Annotated in this window: 19 protein-coding genes; 9 read left to right on the plus strand and 10 right to left on the minus strand. The window is 69.8% G+C overall.

The window, feature by feature from the left end; genetic code table 11:
* Window positions 1–122: 122 nt before the first annotated feature.
* Complete coding sequence (locus E3O54_RS06945) at window positions 123–2318, plus strand: ABC transporter ATP-binding protein (RefSeq protein ID WP_134401290.1); 2196 nt, start codon at window positions 123–125, stop codon at window positions 2316–2318.
* Window positions 2319–2515: 197 nt separating this feature from the next.
* On the opposite strand, the gene E3O54_RS06950 is transcribed toward E3O54_RS06945, so the two are convergent.
* Both E3O54_RS06950 and E3O54_RS06955 read right to left on the minus strand, forming a co-directional pair.
* Window positions 2516–2953, minus strand: a complete 438-nt coding sequence (locus tag E3O54_RS06950) for a glycosyl hydrolase-related protein (protein ID WP_198411442.1) — start codon at window positions 2951–2953, stop codon at window positions 2516–2518.
* A 243-nt stretch (window positions 2954–3196) separates the two neighbouring features.
* Window positions 3197–5050: a phosphoenolpyruvate carboxykinase (GTP) gene (locus E3O54_RS06955; RefSeq protein ID WP_134401237.1), complete on the minus strand. Its 1854-nt coding sequence runs from the start codon at window positions 5048–5050 to the stop codon at window positions 3197–3199.
* Between the two features lie 153 nt (window positions 5051–5203).
* On the opposite strand from E3O54_RS06955, the gene E3O54_RS06960 reads away from it, so the two are divergent.
* Window positions 5204–6646, plus strand: a complete 1443-nt coding sequence (locus E3O54_RS06960) for a helix-turn-helix domain-containing protein (RefSeq protein ID WP_104099202.1) — start codon at window positions 5204–5206, stop codon at window positions 6644–6646.
* A 303-nt stretch (window positions 6647–6949) separates the two neighbouring features.
* On the opposite strand, the gene E3O54_RS06965 is transcribed toward E3O54_RS06960, so the two are convergent.
* The 8 genes from E3O54_RS06965 to E3O54_RS07000 all read right to left on the minus strand — a co-directional run bounded on the left by E3O54_RS06965 (window position 6950) and on the right by E3O54_RS07000 (window position 15646).
* Window positions 6950–8089, minus strand: coding sequence for an ABC transporter ATP-binding protein (locus tag E3O54_RS06965; protein ID WP_134401238.1), 1140 nt, complete (start codon window positions 8087–8089; stop codon window positions 6950–6952).
* Entirely contained in the window at window positions 8086–9582 is a 1497-nt protein-coding gene (locus tag E3O54_RS06970; RefSeq protein WP_370247517.1) for an ABC transporter permease, read from the minus strand. The genes E3O54_RS06965 and E3O54_RS06970 overlap by 4 nt, the downstream gene beginning before the upstream one ends.
* Before the next feature lie 157 nt (window positions 9583–9739).
* A complete protein-coding gene (locus E3O54_RS06975) occupies window positions 9740–10789 on the minus strand; it encodes an iron ABC transporter substrate-binding protein (RefSeq protein WP_134371443.1) in 1050 nt (349 codons plus the stop codon).
* Between the two features lie 113 nt (window positions 10790–10902).
* Window positions 10903–11742: an SDR family NAD(P)-dependent oxidoreductase gene (locus tag E3O54_RS06980; protein ID WP_104099199.1), complete on the minus strand. Its 840-nt coding sequence runs from the start codon at window positions 11740–11742 to the stop codon at window positions 10903–10905.
* Between the two features lies 1 nt (window position 11743).
* Window positions 11744–13018: a thiolase family protein gene (locus E3O54_RS06985; RefSeq protein WP_134401239.1), complete on the minus strand. Its 1275-nt coding sequence runs from the start codon at window positions 13016–13018 to the stop codon at window positions 11744–11746.
* Between the two features lie 548 nt (window positions 13019–13566).
* A complete protein-coding gene (locus tag E3O54_RS06990; RefSeq protein ID WP_134401240.1) occupies window positions 13567–14364 on the minus strand; it encodes an RNA methyltransferase in 798 nt (265 codons plus the stop codon).
* A 539-nt stretch (window positions 14365–14903) separates the two neighbouring features.
* Window positions 14904–15155: a hypothetical protein gene (locus tag E3O54_RS06995; RefSeq protein WP_134401241.1), complete on the minus strand. Its 252-nt coding sequence runs from the start codon at window positions 15153–15155 to the stop codon at window positions 14904–14906.
* Between the two features lie 245 nt (window positions 15156–15400).
* Complete coding sequence (locus tag E3O54_RS07000) at window positions 15401–15646, minus strand: hypothetical protein (RefSeq protein WP_134401242.1); 246 nt, start codon at window positions 15644–15646, stop codon at window positions 15401–15403.
* A gap of 616 nt (window positions 15647–16262) precedes the next feature.
* On the opposite strand from E3O54_RS07000, the gene E3O54_RS07005 reads away from it, so the two are divergent.
* From E3O54_RS07005 to hpaD, 7 genes are all read left to right on the plus strand, one after another.
* Complete coding sequence (locus tag E3O54_RS07005) at window positions 16263–17000, plus strand: IclR family transcriptional regulator (RefSeq protein WP_134401243.1); 738 nt, start codon at window positions 16263–16265, stop codon at window positions 16998–17000.
* Window positions 17001–17223: 223 nt separating this feature from the next.
* Entirely contained in the window at window positions 17224–18579 is a 1356-nt protein-coding gene (locus E3O54_RS07010) for an MFS transporter (protein WP_104099416.1), read from the plus strand.
* A 13-nt stretch (window positions 18580–18592) separates the two neighbouring features.
* Window positions 18593–20188: a fumarylacetoacetate hydrolase family protein gene (locus E3O54_RS07015; protein WP_134401244.1), complete on the plus strand. Its 1596-nt coding sequence runs from the start codon at window positions 18593–18595 to the stop codon at window positions 20186–20188.
* Window positions 20185–20955 (plus strand): GntR family transcriptional regulator, encoded by a 771-nt coding sequence (locus tag E3O54_RS07020; protein ID WP_104099414.1) that lies wholly within the window; start codon window positions 20185–20187, stop codon window positions 20953–20955. Before E3O54_RS07015 ends, E3O54_RS07020 begins: the two co-directional genes overlap by 4 nt.
* Before the next feature lie 113 nt (window positions 20956–21068).
* The gene (gene dapA, locus E3O54_RS07025; RefSeq protein ID WP_134401245.1) at window positions 21069–22028 is read left to right on the plus strand and encodes a 4-hydroxy-tetrahydrodipicolinate synthase; all 960 of its coding nucleotides are present in this window, start codon (window positions 21069–21071) and stop codon (window positions 22026–22028) included.
* 18 nt (window positions 22029–22046) lie between these two features.
* Window positions 22047–23582 carry a 5-carboxymethyl-2-hydroxymuconate semialdehyde dehydrogenase gene (gene hpaE / locus E3O54_RS07030; protein WP_134401292.1) on the plus strand — a complete coding sequence of 512 codons (1536 nt, stop codon included), beginning with the start codon at window positions 22047–22049 and terminating at the stop codon, window positions 23580–23582.
* A 97-nt stretch (window positions 23583–23679) separates the two neighbouring features.
* Window positions 23680–24756, plus strand: a complete 1077-nt coding sequence (gene hpaD / locus E3O54_RS07035) for a 3,4-dihydroxyphenylacetate 2,3-dioxygenase (RefSeq protein ID WP_104099411.1) — start codon at window positions 23680–23682, stop codon at window positions 24754–24756.
* The last annotated feature ends 9 nt before the right edge of the window (window positions 24757–24765 follow it).

Raw genomic sequence — 24765 nt, forward strand, 5'->3', positions numbered from 1 at the left:
GCCCATCCCAAGCGGGATGCGGTTAAGATCATTCAGTGAGTACCCCCAGCAACCCCCGTTCCGCCGCCCGCCCGCCCACCAGCACGGCCGGTCGCACGGCCGGTCGCGGACGCCTCGGCCGGATGGGGCGCCGCGACGATGCCGGCGGACCCCGCGCGACGTTCAGCCAGTTGGTCCCGTATCTGCTCGAGCACAAGAAGGTGCTCGGCTTCGTCATCGTACTCAGCATCCTCGGCGCCCTCGCCAGCCTCGCCCAGCCGCTCCTGGTCAGCCAGGTCATCACCATCGTGCAGGAGGGTGACGCGCTCGGCAGCCTGGTGTGGGCGCTGGTCGCACTCGTCGTCATCTCCGCCCTGATCAGCGGCTACCAGCACTATCTGCTGCAGCGCACCGGTGAGGGCGTCGTGCTCTCCAGCCGCCGCAAACTGATCGGGCGGATGCTCCGCCTTCCGATCAGCGAATTCGACACCCGCCGCACCGGCGACCTGGTCTCCCGGGTGGGGTCGGACACCACGCTGCTGCGGGCCGTGCTCACCCAGGGTTTGGTCGAGGCGATCGGCGGGTCGCTCACGTTCGTCGGCGCGCTCATCGCCATGCTCGTGATCGATCCGGTGCTGCTCGGCCTGACGGTACTGGTGATCGCCGTGTCGGTGGTCACCGTCACACTGCTGTCGCAGCGCATCCGTGCCGCCAGCCTCGCCGCGCAGGCCAAGGTCGGCGACCTCGCCGCCAGTGTCGAGCGCGCCATCAGCGCGGTGCGCACCGTGCGTGCCTCGAACGCCACCGACCGGGAGATCGCCGCCGTCGAGGAGGACGCCAAGGGCGCCTGGCGGATGGGCATCCAGGTCGCGAGGATCTCGGCCCTCGTCGTGCCGATCGCCGGCATCGCCATGCAGGTGTCGTTCCTGGTCGTGCTGGGCGTGGGCGGCTTCCGCGTGGCCAGCGGCACCATCACGATCGCGGACCTGATCGCGTTCATCCTGTTCCTGTTTCTGATGATCGTGCCGCTCGGCCAGGCGTTCGGCGCGATCACCTCCGTGAACGCCGCGCTCGGCGCCCTCGGCCGCATCCAGGAGATCATCGACCTGCCCACCGAGGACCAGTTCGACCGCGACATCGCCCCTCTGGCCATCACGGTCGGCGCCGCCAACGAGTCGGTGCGGCCGGATGCCCCGGCGATCTCGTTCGAGAACGTGCAGTTCGGCTACCTGGTCGCCTCGGCAGCGACGGATGCCGCGGGTGCGGAGGCCGGGTCGGAGGCCGGGCCGCAGGCCGGTGCTGCCGGTGTCGGCCGTGTTGCCGGCGCCGCAGCCGGTGCGGGGACTATCGGCTCTGCTGCGGCCGCGTCGGCGGATTCCGCCGCTCTTTCCGGTGCCGGGCGTTCCGCTCACACGGCTTCCGATGCCGAGCTCGTCGCCGCCGAGAACGCGATGATCGAGACCGCCGTCGCGGCTCCGTTCGTGCTCGAGACCGCCATCGTGGTTCCGGCCGTGATGGAGGCCGTGCTGGCCGAACCCGACCTCGTCGAGGCAGATCTCGCGGCCGCTGACCGCTCCGCGGCCGCGGCCGACCGTGCTGCCGAACAGGCGACCGAACGGGCGACCGAGCGCAGCGACGCCGACGCCGCCGGCAAGCCCCGCCCGGTGCTCCGCGGCGTCTCCTTCGACGCCCCGCGCGGCAAGCGCACCGCCCTGGTCGGCCCGTCCGGTGCCGGCAAGAGCACCATCCTGGCCCTGATCGAGCGCTTCTACGACCCGACCGGAGGCGTTGTGCGCATGGGGGGACTGGACATCCGCACCCTCGACCGCACCGCGCTGCGCTCGCAGATCGGCTACGTCGAACAGGACGCCCCCGTGCTGGCCGGTTCGCTGAGAGACAACCTGACCCTGTCCACGCCCGACGCCACCGACGAGGAGTGCATCGCCGTGCTGCACGCCGTGAACCTCTCCGAGGTGCTCGAGCGCGACCCGGCCGGGCTGGGCGCGGCGGTCGGCGAGTCCGGCGTGATGCTCTCCGGCGGCGAACGCCAGCGGCTGGCGATCGCGCGCGCCCTGCTGGCCGCGCCGCCCATCCTGCTGCTGGACGAGTCCACCTCGAGTCTCGACGGCGTCAACGAGCAGAAGATGCGGGCCGCGATCGACGCGGTCGCCGTGGACCGTACCCTGATCGTGATCGCGCACCGCTTGTCGACCGTGGTCGACTCCGACCAGATCGTGGTGCTCGACCACGGTCAGGTCATCGGCACCGGCACGCACTCCGAGCTGGTCGCCTCGACGCCGCTCTACCGCGAGCTCGCCAAGCACCAGCTGCTCGTTTAGCCTGGACTGCCCGAACCAATTCGACGGAGAATTTAGTCGAAACCGCCAGTTTTGGGCCTGAAACACCCGATCTAGCCAAAATCTCCGTCGAATTCGTAAGGCGCATGTGGCCCTGTCAGCGCGCGGACAGCGGGTAGGTGGGCGGGTTACAGGGCGGGTAACAGGGCGGGTAGTAGTGCGGCCGGGACCGCGGGCGGTCAGCGGCGCGCGAAGCGCAGGGTTACCAGTTGGAAGGGACGCAGCTCGATCGTCAGCGCGGAGCCATCGGCGGCGAACGGAGCCCGCGGCGCGGTCAGGGGGCGTTCCAGCAGGTCGGTTTCGGTGGCATCCGTCGCGGCGAAGTGACGGATGACCCGCACCCGCGACCCGTGCGCCTCGTAGAGCCGCACGATCAGATCCCCGCTGCGGTCCTCGGCCAGCTTGACCGCCTCGACCATGACGGCCGGGTGGTCGACCTCGATCAACGGATCCACGCGGGTCGCTCTCACCCCGGTCACCGAACAAGGCGGCAGGCTCAGTCGGTACCCCTCCGCGACCGCCTCGGGGATACCGGCGCAGGCCCGCAGCGACACGGATGCCCGGTGCACCGCCGGGCGCAGCCGCGCCGGCACGAACCGGTCGATGCGTTTCTCCACGAGTCCGCCGTCGTCTTGCACCGCACCTGCGACTTCCCGCCGGGCACCGCCGCCCGACTGGCAGCATCGTACGACCACCCCCCGGCCCCGCACGTCCGCCACTGCGGGCGCTCGTGAACCAATTCGACGGAGATTTTCGGATCTGAAGCGGTTTACACACCCGAAACAGCCCCACGGAAGCAAAATCTCCGTCGAATTCGTCAGGCAACGGATGCCGCAGCGCACCAGCGGCGCCGAGCTCCGCTACGCGTTTCGGAGGTTGTAGCGCACGCTCGCGAGCTCGGAGAGCAGCGCCGGCGGCACCCGGTCGCCGAACTTGGCGAAGTACTCCTCAGTGAGGTCGCACTCGGCCAGCCAGGAGGCCGGGTCGATCGCAAAGAGCTGCTCGACATCCGCGTCGGCCAGGTCCAGACCCTTCAGGTCGAGGCCACCCTGGACCGGGAGGTGTCCGATCGGGGTGTCCACGGCATTCGCGAAGCCTTCGACGCGGCGCACGATCCACTCGATCACACGGGAGTTCTCGCCGAAACCGGGCCAGAGGAAGCTTCCGTCCGCGCCCTTGCGGAACCAGTTCACCTGGAAGATCTCCGGCGCCTTGCCGCCGAGACCACGGCCGACCTTGAGCCAGTGCGCCCAGTAGTCCGCCATGTTATAGCCGCAAAAGGGGAGCATCGCGAACGGGTCGCGGCGCAACTCGCCGACGGTGCCCTCGGCGGCCGCGGTCTTCTCCGAGGAGATGGTCGCGCCCATGAACACGCCGTGCTTCCAGCTGCGGGCCTGGGCCACCAGCGGCACGTTCGTCGCGCGGCGTCCGCCGAAGAGGATGGCGTCGATCGGCACGCCGCCGAAGGCCTCCCAGTCGTCGGCGATCGACGGGCACTGCGCCGCAGCAACCGTGAAGCGGGAGTTGGGGTGGGCGGCCGGGCGGCCGGAGGCGGGCGTCCAATCCTTGCCCTCCCAGTCGATCAGGTGGCTGGGAGTGGTCTCGGTCAGACCCTCCCACCACACGTCGCCGTCGTCGCGCAGTGCGACGTTCGTGAAGATCGTGTTGCCCCAGACGGTGGCCACGGCGGTCGGGTTGGTGACCTCGCCGGTTCCGGGGGCCACACCGAAGAAGCCGGCCTCCGGGTTGATCGCGTACAGCCTCCCGTCGGGCCCGGGGCGCAGCCAGGCGATGTCGTCGCCAATGGTCTCGACCTTCCACCCGGGGATGGTCGGGCGCAGCATCGACAGGTTCGTCTTGCCGCAGGCCGACGGGAAAGCCGCGGCCAGGTGCGACACGCCGCCCTCCGGGGAGGTTACCTTGATCAGGAGCATGTGCTCGGCCAGCCAGCCCTCGTCGCGGGCCATGACGGATGCGATCCGCAGCGCGAACGACTTCTTCGAGAGCAGCGCGTTGCCGCCGTAGCCCGAGCCGAAGGACCACACCTCGCGGGTCTCCGGGAACTGCACGATGTACTTGGTGTCGTTGCACGGCCAGGAGACGTCCCCACGGCGGCGCCCCTCGGCGTCGACCAGCGGGTAGCCCACGCTGTGCACGGTGTGCACCCAGGGGGCTCCGGCCTCGATCATGTGCAGCACCTTCTGGCCCATGCGCGTCATGATGCCCATGTTCAGCACCACGTAGGGCGAGTCGGTGATCTCCACGCCGAGCTGGGAGATGGGGCCGCCAAGCGGGCCCATCGAGAACGGCACGATGTACATCGTGCGCCCGCGCATGCTGCCCGCGAAGACTCCCTGCAGCTCGCCCCGCATCGCGTCCGGGTCGGCCCAGTTGTTGGTGGGGCCGGCATCGCCCGGGCCGACCGAGCAGATGAAGGTGCGGTCCTCGACGCGCGCCACGTCCGACGGGCTCGTGCGGGCCAGGTAGCTGTTGGGGCGCCACTCCGGGTTCAGGTGAATGAGCTTGCCCTCGGCTACGAGCTGTTTCGCGAGCACATCGGCTTCGCGCAACGATCCGTCGCACCAGACGACGGCGTCGGGCTGGGTCAGCCGGGCAATTTCGTCCACCCAGGCCTGAAGGTTGGGGTCGGTGGTGCCGGCAACATAGCGGGACTCGCCCCCGCCGGTCTCAAGTCGGGAATTCGCGATTGTCATCTCCTGGCCTTTCGTGGTCAATCCGGCGTGAACCAGTGGTCTGCAGTCGTGGGGGGACGCAAATACGCCCCCATCTCCACAATGATCCACCGATGCCACCGGTGCCGGAAGTGCTCAGGTTAAGAACAGCGAATCTTTCGTTATCGTTAAGGAATGTCGACACGTGCCGCTGATCTGATCACCCTGGGACTCCGTGTCCGTCATTTCCGGGCCGAGCGCGGCTTCACGCTCGACCAGCTCGGCGAGCAGGTCGGCATGGCCGGGAGCCAGCTCTCCCTGATCGAGAACGGCCGCCGCTCCCCCAAGCTGTCGACGTTGCAGGACATTGCCACCGCCGTCGACGTGGAGCTCACCGACCTGCTCAAAAACGAAGCGCCGAACACGCGGGCCGCACTCGAGATCGAGCTGGAGCGCGCGCAGCGCAATCCGCTCTACGGCGCCCTCGGCCTGCCGCGGGTGAAGATGACCAAGGGCATGCCGATGGCGGCGCTCGAGTCCCTTCTCGGTCTGCACCGCGAACTCGCCCGCCGCGCCAGCGAAGCCATCGCCACGCCGGAAGAGGCCCGCCGCGCGAACACGGAACTGCGCGAACAGATGCGCGAACAAGATAATTTCATGCCCGACATCGAGCAGCTCGCCGAAGACCGAGTGCGGGCATCCGGGCATGTGTCGGGCGCCCTCACCCACCGGGAGGTCAGCGTGATGGCCGAGCAGCTCGGCTTCAACCTCATCTACGTCAATGACCTGCCCGGCTCGACTCGGTCGGTCACCGACCTGGTCAATCACCGCATCTACCTGCCGCCGGCGTCGATCCCCGGCGGTCACGGCTTGCGCTCGATGGCGCTGCAGGCCATGGGGCACCGGCTGCTCGGCCACGAGCGGCCGGGCAGCTACGCCGAGTTCCTCTGGCAGAGGCTGCAGATCAACTACTTCGCGGCCGCCTGCCTGATGCCGCAGGCGGCATCCGTCGCGTTCCTCTCCCACGCCAAGCGCGAACGCGAGCTCTCGGTCGAGGACTTCCGCGACGCCTTCGGGGTGACCCACGAGGCCGCGGCGCTGCGACTGACGAACCTGGCCACCTCGCACCTGGACATGCCGCTGCACTTCCTGCGCGTCACCGGCGACGGCGCCCTGCAGAAGGGCTACGAGAACGACGACCTTCCCCTGCCGGCCGACGTGACCGGCTCGATCGAGGGCCAGTTCGTCTGCAAGCAGTGGAGCGCCCGCAGCGCCTTCACCCACACCAACCGCACCACCGAGTTCTATCAGTACACCGACACGCCGGCCGGCACCTTCTGGTGCGCCACCCAGACCGGGGCGACGGATGCCGGCGAGTTCTCGATCAGCGTCGGCGTGCCCTTCGTGCAGGCCAAGTGGTTCCGCGGCCGGGAGACCACGCAGCGGGCGGTGTCCCGCTGCCCGGACGAGTCCTGCTGTCGCCGCCCGGCCTCCGAGGTCTCCTCGCGCTGGGCCGGCAAGGCCTGGCCGAGCGCCCGGCTGCACGCGCACGTGCTGTCGCCGCTGCCCAGCGGCACCTTCCCCGGTGTCGACGACACCGAGGTCTACGAGTTCCTCGAGGCGCACGCCGCGGAGTAGTGGGGATCCTGGCGCTGAGCCACTTACGTCGTCGGGTCATCCGTCGACGAAGACGACTTCGTCTCCGTCTCCGTCTCCGTCTCCGTCTCCGTCGAACGAATTCGACGGAGATTTTGGCAGAAACGGTCCCGAACGCTCCGAAACTGCTTCTTTTTTCGAGAATCTCCGTCGAATTGGTTCGATACCGGACACGGCGCTCCCTCGGTGATGAACAGCGTACGCTCGGCGCGGACAAGGGGACGACGGGCGGCACGGCGAGGGGCAGGGCCCGACGGAGCGGCCCGACGGGCGGCAGGGCGAGGGTCAGGGGCGGGCGGCGAACGCGGTGGCGGTGCCACGGGCGGTGAGGCTGACCCGGCTGCCCACGACGGTGCCCATCGTGCCGTGCTGCCTTACGTGCACCAGCGTCCCGGGGCTCTGCGTCCCGGGGCTCTGCGTCCCGGGGCTCTGGGGGAAGCCGGACGCCGGGGCGCCCACGCAGAACAGGCGCACCGCCAGCTGCACCTCGGGCCCGTAGAAATCGACCGCCTCGACCTGGCCGGTACAGGAGGCGGCGGCATCCGCCCCTCCGGACTCGCAGTGCTCGACCATGATCTGCTCCGGGCGCAGCATGATGCAGGCGTCGCCGCGCAGGCTGGTGGGGGCGACCGCGACTGTGCCCAGCGCGCAGGCGGCGAAACCGTCCGAGATGGTGGCCGGTAGCACGACCGCGTCGCCGAGGAACCGGGCCGTGAACAGGTCGACGGGGCGCCAGTAGACCTCGCGCGGCGGCCCGACCTGGCAGAGGTTGCCGTCGCGGAGCACCGCGAGCTGGTGGGCGAAGCTCATCGCCTCCGCCTGGTCGTGGGTGACGAGCACCGTGGTGATGCCGGCGCGCTCCAGCGTTTCGGCGACGATGTCGCGGGTTGCCGCCCGCAGTCCGGCATCGAGGGAGGAGAACGGTTCGTCGAGGAGCATCACCCGCGGTTGGCGGGCGAGGGCCCGCGCCAGGGCCACGCGCTGCTGCTGGCCGCCGGACAGTTCGTCGGGGCGGCGGGCGGCGAAGTCGGGCCTCAGCGACACCATCTCGAGCAGCTCGCTCACGGCACGGGCGCGTTGCTTGCGGGTGCCGCCGCGGAGCGCCGGGCCGAGGCCGAACGCGATGTTCTGGCCCACGGTGAGGTGCGGGAACAGGGCGCCGTCCTGCGCGACGAAGCCGATCCCGCGCCGATGCGCGGCCACGGCCGCGCCCGGGCCGGCCACGGTGCGACCGAGCACGCTGATGGTGCCCGAGTCGGGCAGCTCGAAGCCGCTGATCAGGCGCAGCAGGGTGGTCTTGCCCGACCCGGACGAGCCGACCACGACCGTGCGGCTACCCTCCGGCACCGAGAGGGCGATGTCCTCGAGGATACGGCTGCTGCCGAAGCTCTTGTTGACCCCGGACAGTTCGACGGCGGCGGTCATGACACGCTCGTCAGCCGGGAGCGGGCGAACAGCAGGTAGGTGACCGGCAGGCTCAGCACGATCATCAGCAGGGCGTAGGGCGCGGCGCCGACGTAGTTGATGTCGTTCACCTTCGACCAGAACTGTATCGCGAGGGTGCGGGTGCCGCTCGGGGCCAGCAGCAGCGTAGCGGTCAGCTCGGTGACGATGCCGAGGAACACGAGCGCCCCCGCGGCCAGGGCCGAGGGCGCGAAGAAGCGGGTGGTGACACTGAGGAACGCGGCGAACGGATGCTTGCCGAGCGACCGGGCCGCCTCCTCCAGTCCGACCGGAACCTGTGCGAGCCCGGCCCGGAGGTTCACCAGCGCGCGCGGCAGGAACATCAGCAAGTACGTCACGATCACCAGCACGGTGGTCTGGTAGAGCGGCTGCACGAAACGGATGCTGATGGTCACCAACGCGAGGGCCGTGACGATCCCAGGGAGGGAACTGGTGAGGTAGTTGACCGATTCGAGGCCGCGGGACAGCCAGCTCGGGTAGCGCACCGCGAGGAACGCGATCGGGAACGCGAGTACACAGGTGACCGCGGCGCCGACGAGGCCGTAGCCCACGGTCTGCAGCAGGGCCTGGACCAGCACGGCATCGGTCCACACGATTGCGCCGCCCTGGTAGAGCCAGCGGATGACGCTCCAGAACGGGACTCCGATCGCGAGTGCGAACAGCCCACCGAGGAACAGGTAGCCGACCGGCGTGAAGGCGCGGAGGGAGCGCCGCGGCGTGACCCGGGCCACACCCGAGCCGATGCGGGCGTACCGGGAGCGTCCGCGGGCACCGGACTCCCCGATCAACAGGAACAGGCACAGCAGCACGAGAACGCCGGCGAGGGCGTTGGCCGCGGGGCCGTTGAACGTGGACCGGTACTGCTCCACGATGGCGGTGGTGAAGGTGTCAAAGCGGATCATCGCGAACGCGCCGTATTCGGAGAGCAGGTGCAGCCCTACCAGCAGGGCGCCGCCGAGGATCGGCAGCCGCAACTGGGGCAGGATGACGCGGAAGAAGACGCCCCAGGCACCGCTGCCGAGCGACTCTGCTGCCTCTTCGACCGTGGGGTCCAGCCGACGGAGCGCGGCGACGCAGGGCAGGTAGACCAACGGGAAGTACGACAGGGTGGCGATCAGAACCCCGGACCAGAGCCCGTTCAAGGAGGGTACGGCGCTTACCCAGCCGTAGCTGTTGACGAAGGCCGGCACCGCGAGCGGCGTCGCCAGGAGCACGGCGAACACCCGGTGGCCGCGCAGGGAGGTGCGGCCGACCAGCCAGGCGGCGGCCACCCCGATCGCCGCGGTCAGCGGCACCGTGATCACGACCAGCCCGATCGTGTTCAGGAGCAGTTCGCCGACCCGCGGCCGGAACACGAGCGCCGAGAGGGTCGGCCAACCGGTCAGGATACCGGTGACGATGACGTAGCCCAGCGGCAGCAGCCCGAGCACGGACACGGTGACGGCGGCCGCCACGATGAATGGTGAGGGTCGTTTGCCGACCCGGCCGGCGGCATCCGTGCGCCCCGCAAGCCCCGTTGCGCCGGTTTCGGCGACGGCTCCGCGACCGGTGTCCGACGGGTCGGGCGCCGGTTTCGCGGTCGGGGGGGCTGCAGGTATCACCAGTTTCAGCCTAGAGGAAACCGGCCTCGGTCATCAGATCGGTGACCTTGGTGCTGTTGAGTTTGGACGGGTCGATGACGGGGGCGTCGAGTTCGCGAAGCGGCACCATCGCGGAGTTCGCGTCGACCGCGTCGGAAACGGGGTACTCGAACGAGGTGCCGGTCTTCAGGATTTCCTGGCCGGCCTTGCCGGTGATGAAAGCGAGGAACGCCTGAGCGGCCACGGGGTTCGCGCTGGTCTCGAGCACTCCGCCGCCGGAGACGCTGACGAACGCACCGGGATCCTGGTTCTTGAAGTAGTGCATCTGGGTGCTGGAGCTGTTCTCGCCCGTACCGGCCTGGTCTGCGAACCAGTAGTAGTGGTAGATCACGCCGCCGGGGATCTCACCCGCGTTGACGGCCTTCATCACGGTGCTGTTGCCTTTATAGACGACCGCGTTCTCCTTCATGGCCGCGAGCCAGTCACTCGTTGCGGCTTCGCCCTTGAGCTCGAGGAGCGCACTGACGATGGCTTGGAAGTCGGCGCCGGAGGGCGACGCGGCCCAGCGGCCGGCCCAGGCCGGGTCGGCGAGGTCGAGCAGCGAGGCCGGCAGTTCGCCCGCGCTGATCATGCTCGGGTTGTAGGCGAACACGGTCGAGCGGGCGGCAATGCCGGTCCAGGTGCCGGTGGACGGCTGGAACTGCTTGGGAACTTGGGCCAGCGTGGCGTCGTCGACCGGGGCGAACAGGCCGGCCTTGTCGACGAGGCTGATCGCGGGCGAGTTCTCGGTGAGGAACACGTCGGCCTTCGACGCGGCGCCTTCCTGCACGAGCTGGTTGCCGAGTTCCGAGTCGTCGCCGTTGCGGAGCGTGACGGTGACGCCGGTCTCCGCGGTGAATTCGTCGGCCCAGGCCTGGGTCAGTTCCTCGTGCTGGGCGTTGTAGACCGTGATCGAACCCGACGGGGTGGACGCGTCGGTAGCACCAGGACTGGATTCCTCAGGTGCGCTGCACCCGGTCACCCCGAGCAGGGCCACCGTTCCGATAGCGGTAAGCAGTGCCCAGCGGCGTGTCAAGATCATCGTGTTGCGTCCCTACTGTCGTGCGGGCATGACCCGCAGTGCTTTTAGGTAAGCCTACCCTAAAGAAATTGGCGTCGTCGGGGCCGCAGGGGAATACACAGGCTCGGCCCCGGTCAGCGGGGCGGCATCCGGATGGCACCGTCGAGCCGGATGGTGTCGCCGTTAAGCATCGGGTTCTCGACGATGTGCCGCACGAGCGCGGCGAACGCGGCCGGGTTGCCGAGCCGGGAAGGGTGTGGAACCTGCGCCGCGAGGGACTCGCGCACGTTCTCGGGGAGCCCCTGAAGCAGCGGGGTGTCGAAGATGCCGGGCGCGATCGCCACCACCCGGATCAACGATCGGGCGAATTCGCGGGCGAGCGGCAGGGTCATCGCGGCGACGCCGCCCTTCGAGGCGGCATAGGCCGCCTGACCGATCTGCCCGTCGAAGGCTGCGACGGATGCCGTGTTCACGATCACACCGCGCTCCGGGACGGTGCCGGCCGTCTGGTCGATCGTGCCGGGGGTGCCGTCCGTGCCGTTCGTCCCGGGGGCTCCGTCCGTGCCGCCGATCGGGCTGGTAGCCTGCATGGCGGCCGCGGCCAGCCGGATCACGTTATACGTGCCGACGAGGTTGATGCGAATGACCCGGTCGAAGTCGTCCAGCGGCAGCGGGGCCCCGGTGCGGTCGACGGTGCGCTGGCCGGGGGCGATGCCGGCACAGTTGACCACGATGCGCAGCGGGGCGATCGCGGCGGCGGCGTCGACGGCGGCCTGCACGTCCTCGGTGCGGGTGACGTCACCCGGCACGAAACACGCCCGGCCGCCGATCACGACCGCCGCCTGCTCCCCACTGGTGCCGGGCAGGTCGAGCAGCACGACCGCTGCCCCAGCGTGGGCCAGGGCGGTGGCGGTGGCCAGCCCGAGGCCGGAGGCGGCTCCGGTGACGAGGGCGGAGCATCCGTCGACGCGCATCTCAGAGCCGTTCGATGATGGTGGCGTTGGCCATGCCGCCGCCCTCGCACATGGTCTGCAGGCCCCAGCGGCCGCCGGTCAGTTCGAGGTGGTTGAGCAGGGTGCCGAGGAGCCGGGTGCCCGAGGAGCCGAGCGCGTGGCCGAGAGCGATGGCCCCGCCGCGCGGATTGAGAAGGGCCGGGTTGGCGCCGAGTTCGCGCAGCCAGACCAGCGGCACGGTGGCGAACGCCTCGTTGACCTCGTAGGCGTCGAGGTCGTCGATGCTGAGACCGGAGCGCTCCAGGATGCGCCGGGTCGCCGGGATCACGCCCGTGAGCATCAAGAGCGGGTCGCTTCCGGTCACCGCGAAGCTGTGGAACCGTGCGCGCGGATTGAGGCCGAGCTGGGCGGCGCGTTTGGCGCTCATGATCAGAGCCGCGGAGGCGCCGTCGGTGAGCGGCGACGAGTTGCCGGCGGTGATGTGCCAGTCGAGTTTCGGGAAGCGGGCGGCGAGGGCGTCGGTGCGGAACGCCGGCGGCAGAGCGGCCAGGGAGTCGAGGGTGGTGCCGGGGCGGATGGTCTCGTCGGCGGCCACGACCCGGCCGTCCCGCAGAGTCGTCGGCCGCAGTTCGCCGTCGAAATCGCCGCGTTCGGCGGCGGCCGCGGCGAGGCGGTGCGAGCGGGCGGCGAAGGCATCCAGTTCGCCGCGGCCCAGTTTCCACTTCTGGTTCATCAGCTCGGCCGAGACGCCCTGGTTGACGAGCCCGTCAGGGTAGCGGTCGCGCATCAGCGTGCCGTGCGGATTCGGGATCTGTACACTCTGCTGGTTCTGGTGGCTCTGCCCGCCTTGCTGGTTCTGCGGGCTCTGCCCGCCTTGCTGGTTCTGCGGGCTCTGGGCCGTGCCGAGCGACGAGCCCAGCGGCACGCGGCTCATCGATTCGACGCCGCAGGCGATGACGATGTCGTAGCTGCCGGCCATCACGCCCTGCGCGGCGAACGTGGCCGCCTGCTGGCTGGATCCGCACTGCCGGTCGATGGTCGCGCCGGGCACCGAGTCGGGAAAACCCGCGCTGAGCAGGGCGGTGCGGGTCACGTTGTAGCCCTGCTCGCCGACCTGGCTGACGCAGCCGCCGATCACGTCGTCGACGAGCGCGGGATCGAGCCCGTTGCGGGTGACCAGTTCGCTCAGCACCCCGGCCAGCAGGTCCGCGGGGTGCACGCCCGAGAGGGCGCCGCCCGGTTTGCCTCGACCCGACGCGGTGCGCACGACATCGACAATGACAGCCTCGTTGCTCATGACCTCAGCCTAGGCTTCTGGTGCCACCGCGGCGCGGAGCGGGGAGCGCGTGTGGGCTGCAGGCTGCAGGCTGCGGGCTGCGGGCTGCGGGCTGCGGGCTGCGCGTGTGATTCGGGCTGCGCATGGGGTACGGGCTGCGCATCTGGTACGGGCTGCGCATCTGGTACGGGCTGCGCGTGTGATTCGGGCTGCGCATGGGGTACGGGCTGCGCATGGGGTACGGGCTGCGCGTGGGGCTAACTCAGGAGATCCGGTGGGGAAGCCGTCGTCCGGCGGGTTCCGCCGCACTGGTCCGGGGGCTAACAGAACGCGGCCGACGTATCTCCTGAGTTGGCCACAAACGCGGCAGGACAGGGACGTGCGGGTGTGGCGTGCGGGTGTGGCGTGCGGCGGTGAGCCGTGCAGGTTCGGGTGTGACGTACGGATGTGGCGTGCGGGTGTGGCGTGCGGGTGTGGCGTGCGGGTGTGGCGTGCGGCGGTGAGCCGTGCAGGTGCGGGTGTGGCGTGCGGCGGTGAGCCGTGCAGGTTCGGGTGTGGCAGGCGGGGCGTCAGCCCGAGAGCGCCCACATCGCGACGGCGCTGGCGGCGGCCACGTTGAGGGAGTCGATGCCGTGCTTCATCGGGATCTGCACCACGGTGTCGGAGGCCGCCAATGCGTCCGGGGTGAGCCCCTCACCCTCCGCGCCGAGCAGCAGCGCCAGCCGCTCGTGCTCGTGCCCGGGGAAGTCGCGCAGGCTCACGGCATCCGTTGTCAGGGCGAGCGCGGCGAGGTGGAAACCGTGCCGAGTGAGCAGCGCGCGGGTACTCGGCCAGTCGCCGACGCGGGTCCAGGGCACCTGCAGCACGGTGCCCATCGAGACGCGGATGGCGCGACGGTAGAAGGGGTCGGAGCAGCGCGGTGTGACCAGGATCGCGTCGGCGCCGATGGCCCCGGCGGAGCGGAAGATCGCGCCGACGTTCGTGGGGTCGGACACATTCTCGAGGATCACGATGCGGCGGGCGCCGGCGAGTAGCGACTCCGGGTCGGGCAGCTCGGGCCGGTGCATCGAGGCGATCACGCCGCGGTGCAGCACGTAGCCGGTGAGCTCGGCGAGAAGCGCCCCCGGGCCGACGAAGACCGGCACGTCCTCGCCGACGAGGGCGCCGGCCTCCGGGGCGGTGTTGCCGAGTGTGAGCACCGACCGCGGCCGATGTCCGGCGCGCAGGGCCCGCTCGAGAACCAATGCTGATTCGGCTATATACAGGCCGTGTTCGGTACCGCGCGCCTTTTTCAGTGCCACATCGGTGAGATGGGCGTAGTCCGCAAGCCGCGGATCGCTGAGGTCGCTGATCTCGATGACGGGCATCCGATCAGTCTAATCGCGGGGCGGGGGCGGGTGGCTGGATGCGGGGCGCCTCGGGGCTAACTCAGGAGATCCGGGCGGCGGACGGCAGCCGGCACCCGGACCAGTGCGGCGATCCCACGGATGCCGCGGCGCATCTCCGGAGTTAACCGCACCCTTCATCCGCCCGTCGGGCACGGACAGCCTGGGTGCCCCGGCGCCCGAGTGGCCCCGCCGGTAGCGGATTCACGGCCCCCGGAGCACAGGCAACGGCTTCGGCCGGGCTACGATTTGCAGGAGTTATGTACCGGTAAGGGTTGCGCCCTGGGGCTAACTCAGGAGATCCGGGCGGCGGACGGCAGCCGGCACCCGGACCAGTGCGGCGATCCAACGGATGCGGCGCCGCATCTCCTGAGTTAGCCGCACCGCTCGACGTGTCGGCACGGTCCCGTGTGACCGGTCCTAGGTGATCGGTCCTGGCGGCACTGTGCTGTCGGCCGGGTCGTGTGATGGTGAGATCATGGCTGCGGATTCCTCCCTGGTCAGGGGGTGCCCGGCATCCGTCAGCAACCGGTCAGCGACAGGAACATCCCCGCGGCCATCAACGTCATCGCCAGCGCCATACTCAGGTGCTGGGCCGACTCCAGTCGGAGCGTGGCCGGCTCGACCCCCGACCCGGTCGGGCGGCGCGCCGACCGCACGGCGCTGGCCGCGGGGGCAACGGATGCCGCAGCCAGCAGCACCACAAGCCAGGCCGGCAGCGTTCCGCCGTCGGTGATCGCCGGCGCGTGCCCGGCATGGGCGCCGTTTCCCACAGCGGTCCCGGCGGCAACGGGCGCAGCGGCAACGGGCGCAGCGGCAGCGGTGGCACTAGCCGTGGCACTGGTTCCGGCGCCAGCGCCGGCCACCGCGACCGAGCCAACCGAAGCCGCCCACCGCGACCGAGCCAACCGAAGCCGCCGTAGCCTTAGTCGACGCCGCCGGCAGCATCGCGACCCACATTACGGACATCAGCAGCAGCGATACGGCGTGATGCGCGGCGGGCATGCGGTGCCGCCGGTTAAGTAGGGCCAGCAGCGCCGCCCCGACCAGGAGCCCCGACCAGGAGCCCCGCCCAGGCCAAGGAGCCGAGCAGCTTCATGCCCGGCAGCACCATGTCGGCGCACGAGACGGTCATGACGACCATGGTGGGAGCCGCGACCAGGGCGCGGCCCGGCATCCGGAGCCCGGTGAGCGCGCACGCCGCTCCCAGGCCGGACGCCGCGACGGCGGCGACCAGGCACACGGACACCCAGATCGCGGTCATTTCGGCTCACGATAGGCCGGTCTCCCCCGTGGGTCTTGCCTGTCAGCGCACGGATGCGCGGCGGCAGCGCACGGATGCGCGCAGCGAGGCGACAGCGCTCCGTGTGGCTAACTCAGGAGATTCACCGCGGCGAAACCACCATCCCGCACCTGTGGCGTACGGGTCCGCACTGGCCCGTGCCGAATCGGCCGCCCCGATCCCGGAACTCCTGAGTTAGCCTCCGCGAACCCGGCATGACTTCTGCACGCTGGTGGGGGCGCCGGCCCGGGCCGCCGAAAGACCCGGACGGGGGCGCGATGCGGCCCCCCACAATTTGCAGGAGATATGCACGAGGAGGATTCGGACCCGAGGACCGGGAACCCTCGCGCGCGGGCGCGCCGTCACGGTGGTGTGGCCAACTCAGGAGACGCGCCGCACCACCCCCTCGCTCCCCGCACTGGTCCGGGCGACGGATGCCGCGCGGCACCCGAGTCTCCTGAGTTGGCCACACACACGCACACACGCACGCACGCACGCGCACGCACACTCCGAGTGCATAGCTCCTGGGGCGACCGCGGGCCCTGAACCACGAATGCGAGAATGGCACCGTGTCGACGTCAATGAGCGGGGTAACGGGATGAGCGAGCAGAGCAAGCCCAGCGGGCCCAGTGCCAACGGCCCGAACGGTGCGCCGCATTCGCAGACCCTGTCGCGCGGCATCCGCGTGCTCGAGATTCTCGCCGACGCCGACGAGGCCCTGACCATTGCCGACGTGGCCGCCGCCCTCGGCGTGCACCGCTCGATCGCCTACCGAATATTACGCACGTTGGAGGACCATGGGGTCGTGATCCGGGATGCCGCGGGCGCCGTACGCCTCGGCCCACGGATGGCCGCGCTCGCCCGCGGTGTCTCCCGCGGTCTGCAGGCCGCGGCGCTGCCCGAGCTGACGAGCGTCGCGAACGAGTTAGGGATGACAGCCTTCGTGACCGTGCTGGACCGGGCGGAGGTCGTCACTCTGGTCAGCGTGGAACCGCGGCAGGCGCACGCCACGGTCGCGCAGCGCCCGGGCACGCGGCATCCGCTCGGCCGGGGTGCACCCGGGATCGCCATCCAGTCCCTGCTCACGGCGACCCAGTGGGTGAACCTCGGCGAGGGAGCCCGCCGAGGCGAGGCCGCCGACGTGCGCGCACGCGGCTTCGCCACCAGTCATGACGAGGTCATTCCGGGGCTGGCCTCCGTGGCGGTGCCGCTGGTCGTGCCCGGCGAGGCACCGGCGGCTCTGGCGGTCGTCTACCTCGGCACCGGGCAGAGTGACGCCGCGATCGGCGCGCGTCTCGTGACGGCCGCGGCCGTGATTGCAGCCGACCTGCGCTAATTGCCGCCACACCGGGCCAGACGCGGGCGCTTTGACCGGGCGCCGCCGACCGGGCGCCGGCAGCCGGCCCGGCGTACGGCGGCATCCGGACCACGAGACGGCGGCACCATCCAGGCCCCCCGGACAACCCCGTTCCTAGCCCTGTAGATAATATACGATCTGTGATACCGTTTCGAGATCGCACGATTCCAGCACCACACAGGGAAATACAAAGGGGTATTCCATGGCATTGACGACCGACCGAGCGAGCGCCGCGAAAGCGACCGCCGCGAAACGACACGAGGAACGCCGGGTCCTCGCCGGCACCATGGTGGGCACCACCATCGAGTGGTACGACTTCTTCATCTACGCGCAGGCCGCCGGCCTTGTGCTGGCCGGGCTGTACTTCGCCCCGCTCGCCAACGACAACGCCGGTCTGGCGCAGCTCGTGGCCTGGGCCTCCCTCGGCATCAGCTTCCTCTTCCGCCCGCTGGGCGCGGTCGTGGCCGGCCACCTCGGTGACCGCCTCGGCCGCAAGGCCATGCTCGTGCTGACGCTCGTCATCATGGGCGCGGCCACGGCACTGATCGGCCTCCTGCCGACCTTCGAGCAGATCGGCGTCTGGGCGCCGATCCTGCTGATCGTGCTGCGCATCCTGCAGGGCTTCTCGGCCGGCGGGGAATGGGGCGGTGCCGCCCTGATGTCGGTTGAGCACGCCCCGGTCAATAAGCGCGGATTCTTCGGCGCGTACCCGCAGATCGGCGTGCCGACCGGGCTCATCCTCGCCACCGGCGTCATGCTCCTGGTGACCAGCACGATGAGCGAGGAGGCCTTCCTCGCCTGGGGCTGGCGCATCCCGTTCCTCGTCTCGGTGCTGCTTATCGTGGTCGGCTTCATCATTCGCCGCTCGGTCGACGAGAGCCCCGTCTTCAAGGAGATGCAGGATCGCAAGAAGGAATCGGCCGCCCCCCTCCGCCAGCTCTTCCGCGGCCACTGGCGCCAGGTCATCCTGACCGCCCTGATCTTCATCGCCAACAACGCCGCCGGCTACCTGTTGATCGCGTTCTTCTCCTCCTACGCCACCAAGCCGGTCGAGGCCGGCGGCCTGGGCATGGAACGCTCCCCCGTGCTGCTGGCCAGCACCATCGCCGCCGCGTTCTGGCTCGCGTCGACGATGATCGGCGGCATCCTCTCCGACAAGATCGGGCGCATCCGCACGTTCCAGTTCGGCTACGCCTGGCTGTTCCTCTGGGCCATCCCGATGTTCCTGCTGATCGACACCGGCGAGATCCTCTGGTTCACGGTGGCGCTCGTCGTGCTGGCCAGCGGGCTCGGCTTCTCGTACGGTCCACAGGCGGCGCTTTACGCGGAGATGTTCCCGGCTCAGGTACGCTACTCGGGCGTGTCCATCGGCTACGCCATGGGTGCCATCCTCGGTGGGGCGTTCGCTCCCCTGATCGCGCAGCTGCTGCTGGACGAGACCGCCTGGTCACCGTCGATCGGCATCTACATCATGGTGCTGGCCACGATCTCCTTCGTCGCGGTCTCCGTGGTGAAGGAAACCCGTGGAGTCCCGCTCGGCATTTCCCAGCACGACTAGAAAGCCGCAAAACATGCCGAACTCGACCTCCGTGGGCTCCGCCGACGTCAGCGCAAGCAACAGCGCAAGCACCAGCGCGACCGGCAGCGCAAGCAACAGCGCGGGTATCAGCGTCACCGCCACCACCGATCTCGCCACACCGGGCAAGATCATTGCGGTGCACCTCAACTACCCGAGCCGGGCCGCCCAGCGCGGCCGCACGCCGGAGCAGCCGTCGTACTTCCTCAAGCCGGCGTCGTCGCGGAGTTCCAGCGGCACGCCGGTGGAACGGCCCGACGGATGCGAGCTGCTGGTGTTCGAGGGCGAGATCGCGCTGGTGATCGGGCACCGCACCCGCGGCGTCTCGCCCGAGGAGGGCTGGGCGGCGGTCTCGCACGTGACCTGCGCCAACGACTTCGGCGTGTACGACCTGCGCTACGCCGACAAGGGCTCGAACCTGCGCTCGAAGGGCGCCGACGGCTTCACCCCCGTCGGGCCGACACTGCTGCCGGCGGCCGGCCTCGACCCGGCAGCGCTGCGCATCCGCACCTGGGTCAACGGCACGCTCGTACAGGAGGACACGACCGCCGACCTGCTCTTCGGGTTCGGCCGGCTCGTCGCCGACCTCTCGCAGCTGCTCACGCTCGAGCCCGGCGACCTGATCCTCACCGGCACGCCGGCCGGATCGTCGGTCGTCGTGCCCGGCGACATCGTCGAGGTCGAAGTGGATGCCCCAGGAGCCCCGGGCGCACCCCGCACCGGCCGCCTCGTCAGCCCGATTCGGCAGGGCACGGTGCCGTTCGGCGCGTTCGGGGCCGGCCCGCGGGTCGACGATCTGCAGCGCACCGAGGCGTGGGGTTCGGCGGAGGCGGCCGGGCTCGCACCGACATCCGTCACCGCACCCACAGCGGAGCAGACGCCCCCGCCGTTCGCCCTCACCCCCGAGCTGAAGGCCCGGATCAACAGTGTGGGCACCGCCACCCTCAGCGCCCAGTTGCGCAAGCGCGGGCTCAACTCGGTGTCGATCGACGGCCTCGGCTCGACCCGGCCGGGCGCCCGTCTCGTCGGCCGGGCCCGCACACTCCGGTACATTCCGGCGCGGGAGGACCTGTTCGAGTCGCACGGCGGCGGCTACAACGCCCAGAAGCGCGCCTTCGACTCGCTCGGACAGGGCGACGTGCTCGTGATCGAGGCCCGCGGCGAGCGCGGCACGGGCACGGTCGGCGACATCCTCGCCCTGCGCGCCCAGATGCGCGGCGCGGCCGGCATCGTGACGGATGGCGGTGTGCGCGATCTCGCGGCCGTCACCGCCCTGGAGATCCCCACCTACCACGCCGGACCGCACCCTGCCGTGCTCGGACGCCGGCACGTGCCGTGGGACACGGACCTGACCGTGGCCTGCGGCGGGGCATCCGTGCAGCCCGGCGACGTGATCGTCGGGGACGCCGACGGGCTGATCGTGATCCCGCCGCACCTGGTTGAGGAGGTGGTCGCCGCAGCCATCGTGCAGGAGCGCGAGGAGACCTTCATCGCCGCCATGGTCACGGCCGGGCACGGCGTCGACGGGCTCTACCCGATGAACGCCGAGTGGAAGGCCCGTTATCGGGTCTGGCTGGAGGAGCAGGCATGACGGCCTCGGTCTCGACAGGATCGACTGGATCGACAGGCTCGGCGGGCTCGACTGGCGTTGCGACTGGCTCGACCACCGGCGTCTCGACCACCGGCGCGGAGGCGTCGCTGAGCAAGGCGCAGCTCGCCCACCGGTGGATCCGGGCCCGCATCTCCGACGGCAGCTTCAGCCCGGGCTACCGCCTGGTGCTCGGGCAGATCGCCCGGGAGATCGGTGTCAGCACCGTGCCGGTGCGGGAAGCCATCCGACTGCTGGAGGCAGAGGGTCTGGTCACGTTCGAGCGCAACGTCGGCGCCCAGGTGGCCATGCTCGACGTCACCGAGTACACCCACACGATGCAGACGCTGGCCCTCGTCGAGGGCTACGCCACCGCCCTGTCGGCGCCGCGGCTCGACCCGGAGACGCTGCTGCGCGCCCGGGAGATCAACGCGGAGATGGACGAGTGCCTGCACCACTTCGACCCGGTGCGTTTCACCAGCCTGAACCGCGAGTTCCACTCGGCCCTGTTCGAGGCCTGCAGCAATGCGCATATCCTCGACCTGGTGCAGCGGGGCTGGAGCAGGCTCGGCACCCTTCGCGAATCCACGTTCAGCTTCGTGCCCGGTCGGGCGCACGAGTCCGTCGCCGAGCACACCGCGCTGCTCGACCTGATCAAGGACGGCGCCGATCCCCTGCAGATCGAACTGGCCGCGCGCGACCACCGGCTCGGCACCCTGAACGCCTTCCTCGCCCAGCAGCACACCGCCCCCACCGCCTCCACCCCCTAACAGCCAATCCCGCAACTGTTCCCGTAACGGACGACTGTTGCCCGCACCCCGGGAACATTCGTCCGATTCGGCAACAGTCGCGGACGCATCCGTTGCCCTCGAAAGGAAGAACAATGAAGTTCCGCACCGACCCGAGTCAGATCACAGGCTCTATCGCGCCCCTGATGAGCCCGTTCACGGCCGACGGCGCCGTCGACCACGCCGGCCTCACCAACCTCGTGAACTGGCAGCTCGCCTCCGGCACGCACGGGATCTCGCTCGGCGGCTCCACCGGCGAGCCGAGCTCGCAGACCATCATCGAACGTGCCAGCGCGATCCGCACCGTGGCCGCCGCGGTCGGCGACCGGGTGCCGTTCATGCCCGGCACCGGCTCGGCCAAGCTCGACGAGACCCTCGAGCTCACCGCCGCGGCCCAGGACGCCGGCGTCGACGCCGCCCTGATCATCACCCCCTACTACGCCCGCCCCACCCAGGAAGCCCTCTACTTCTGGTACAAGACCGTGGCCGAGGAATTTCCGGACCTGCCCATCGTCGCCTACAACGTGCCCAGCCGCACCGCCGTGGACATCGCCCCGGAGACCATCGCCCGCCTATACCGCGATTTCGACAACTTCGTCGGCGTCAAGGAGACCACCAAGGACTTCGAGCACTTCTCCCGGGTGCTGCAGCTCTGCGGCCCCGAACTGCTGGTCTGGAGCGGCATCGAACTGCTCTGCCTGCCTCTGCTGGCCCTCGGCGGCGTGGGATACATCAGCGCCACGAGCAACATCGCCCCGGTCGCGCACGTCGAGATGTACAACGCGTGGATGGCCGGCGACATCGAGACGGCCCGGCGCATCCACTACGGCCTGCACCCACTCGTCGACCTGCTTTTCGTCGAGACGAACCCGGCCCCGGGCAAATGGGTGCTCGAGCAGCGCGGCCTGATCGAGAGCGGCTTCGTGCGCCCGCCGCTGATCACCCCGACGGATGCGGGCATCGCCAAAATGCAGGCGCTCCTGGCCGCCGGCGAGCAGTACCTCTCCCCCGTCGACGGCTTCACTGTCGCCGGCTTCACCCCGAAAGCAGCCTGAGCCATGACCGACACCACCATGACCGAGACCACCGTGACCGACACCACCACCACGAGAACCCGCGCGCAGCACGTGCCCGAGAACCTGCCGTCCCGCATCCAGCACTTCATCGGCGGCCGGTTCGTCGACAGCGTCTCCGGCGCGACCTTCAACGTGCTCGACCCGGTGTCGAACCAGACCTACGCCACCGCCGCAGCCGGCCAGAAGGAAGACGTGGACCTCGCCGTCGCCGCCGCGACCGACGCCTTCGTAGCCGGGCCGTGGCCGAGGATGAAGCCGCGCGAACGCTCCCGCATCCTGAACAAGATCGCCGACGCCGTCGAGGCCCAGGATGCCCGCCTCGCCGAACTCGAGACGTTCGACACCGGCCTGCCGATCACCCAGGCCCTCGGCCAGGCCAAGCGGGCGGCCGAGAACTTCCGCTTCTTCGCCGACCTGATCGTGGCGCAGACCGACGACACCTACCAGGTGCCAGGCAGCCAGATCAACTACGTCTTCCGCAAACCGGTCGGCGTGGCCGGGCTGATCACCCCGTGGAACACCCCGTTCATGCTGGAGAGCTGGAAGCTCGCCCCCGCACTGGCCGCCGGCTGCACGGTCGTGCTCAAGCCGGCCGAGTTCACGCCGCTGTCGGCGAGCCTGTGGGCGGAGATCTTCCGCTCCGCCGGGCTGCCCGACGGGGTCTTCAACCTGGTCAACGGGCTGGGTGAGGAGGCCGGGGACGCGCTGGTCAAGCATCCGGATGTCCCCCTCATCTCGTTCACGGGCGAGACCACCACGGGTCAGACCATCTACCGCAACTGCGCCGCGAACCTCAAGGGCATGTCGATGGAGCTCGGCGGCAAGTCCCCCGCCGTGGTCTTCGCCGACGCCGACCTCGAGGCCGCGCTCGACTCGACCCTGTTCGGGGTGTTCTCGCTCAACGGCGAGCGCTGCACCGCCAGCAGCCGCATCCTGGTGGAACGCCCGATCTACGACGACTTCTGCGCCCGCTATGCGGCCCGGGCACAGAACATCGTCGTCGGCGACCCACACGACCCTGCCACCGAGGTCGGCGCGCTCGTGCACCCCGAGCACTACGCCAAGGTGATGAGCTACGTCGAGATCGGCAAGAGCGAGGGCCGCCTGCTCGCCGGCGGCGGCCGCCCCCAGAACCTGCCAGAGGGCAACTACGTGTCCCCGACCGTGTTCGCGGATGTCGCCCCGACGGCCCGCATCTTCCAGGAGGAGATCTTCGGACCGGTCGTGGCGATCACGCCGTTCGACACCGACGAAGAAGCCCTCGAGCTGGCCAACGGCGTCAAGTATGGCCTGGCCGCATACATCTGGACCAGCAACCTCACCCGGGCGCACACCTTCGCGCAGTCGATCGAGGCGGGCATGGTCTGGCTCAACTCACACAACGTGCGGGACCTGCGCACCCCGTTCGGAGGGGTCAAGGCCTCGGGCCTCGGCCACGAGGGCGGCTACCGCTCGATCGACTTCTACACCGAGCAGCAGGCCGTGCACGTTTCCCTCGGGCCTGTGCACACCGCCCGCTTCGGCGCCCACTGATCTCGGGTCCCCGGTCCCGGGTCCCGACACGCTCGACCACCGAACGCTCGACCACCGACACGCTCGACCACCGCGACATCTCAATGAGGAGGATTCCATGACCACCACCCCCATCCCCACGCCGACCGCGACCCCGCCGGACATCCTGCGCTGCGCCTACATGGACATCGTCGTCACCGACCTGGCCCGCTCGCGTGCGTTCTACGTCGACGTGCTCGGCCTCGTCGTGACCGAGGAGAGCGACACCGAGATCTACCTGCGCAGCTTCGAGGAGTTCATCCACCACAACCTGGTGCTGCGCCAGGGCCCGGTCGCCGCAGTCGCCGCGATGGCCTTCCGGGTGCGCGCCCCCGAAGACGTGGGTCTGGCCGAGGCCTGGTATCAGGAGCTCGGCTGCCGCACCGAACGCCGCATCAACGGGTTCGCAAAGGGTGTCGGTGACTCCGTGCGCGTCGAAGACCCGCTCGGCTTCCCCTACGAGTTCTTCTACTCGGTCGACCACGTCGAACGCCTGGCCTGGCGCTACGACCTGCAGGGTCCCGGCGCCCTCGTGCGCCTGGACCACTTCAACCAGGTCACCCCCGACGTGGGACTCGGCCGCGGCTACCTCGAGGACCTCGGCTTCCGCGTCACCGAGGACATCCAGGACGAAGACGGCGTCACCTACGCGGCCTGGATGCGCCGCAAGGACACCGTGCACGACACCGCCCTGACCGGCGGCGACGGCCCGCGGATGCACCACATCGCCTTCTCCACGCACGAGAAGCACAACATCATCTACATCTGCGACAAGCTCGGCGCCCTGCGGATGTCGGACGTCATCGAGCGCGGCCCCGGCCGCCACGGCGTCTCGAACGCGTTCTACCTCTACCTGCGCGACCCCGACGGCCACCGGGTCGAGATCTACACCCAGGACTACTACACCGGCGACCCCGACAACCCCGTCGTCACCTGGGACGTGCACGACAACCAGCGCCGCGACTGGTGGGGCAACGCGGTCGTGCCGAGCTGGTACACGGATGCCTCACTGGTGCTCGACCTGGACGGCAACCCCCAGCCGGTCATGGCCCGCACCGAGTCCAGCGAGATGGCCGTCACGGTCGGCGCCGACGGGTTCTCGTACACCCGCAAGAACGACGTGGAGCACGGCTTCAAGCTCGGCAATACGCTCTGACACTCACGT

The organism is Cryobacterium sp. TMT2-4 (assembly GCF_004402575.1).
GTDB lineage: Bacteria > Actinomycetota > Actinomycetes > Actinomycetales > Microbacteriaceae > Cryobacterium > Cryobacterium sandaracinum.